Below are 297 nucleotides of genomic sequence, written 5' to 3'. Positions count from 1 at the left end.
GATTGTTAATCATGCTGTCCTGAGAGGCTGCCAGCTCAATAAACAGCAGATAGTCAAGCCAGGACTGCTTATTCGCATAGCTTTCAAAATCTGCGAGAGAGGCTTTGCCGGACTGACAATCTGCGATGTAAGAAACCAGGCGTTGCAGGCTCTTAGTGTCTGGCTTTTTGGGGTAAGAAAAAGTCCAGTCTGACGCTGTATAACCAAGCCATGTAGTCGGATTTTTACCTGAAGCCTGCACCAGATAGTGCAATTTATTCTTTTTATCTATCAGGTAATCGGCTGCCGGTTTACTGC

General features: G+C 45.8%; 1 pseudogene. It reads right to left on the bottom strand.

Features of this window, described 5'->3' with window-relative positions:
* Positions 1-297 (bottom strand): annotated as a pseudogene (locus tag HK25_RS13115) (hypothetical protein); the annotation flags it as partial.

The sequence above is a fragment of the Acetobacter sp. DsW_059 genome (assembly GCF_002153695.1).
GTDB lineage: Bacteria > Pseudomonadota > Alphaproteobacteria > Acetobacterales > Acetobacteraceae > Acetobacter > Acetobacter thailandicus.
Note: the sequence above shows the minus strand (reverse complement) of the source record. Positions and strands in the feature narration are given on the sequence as shown.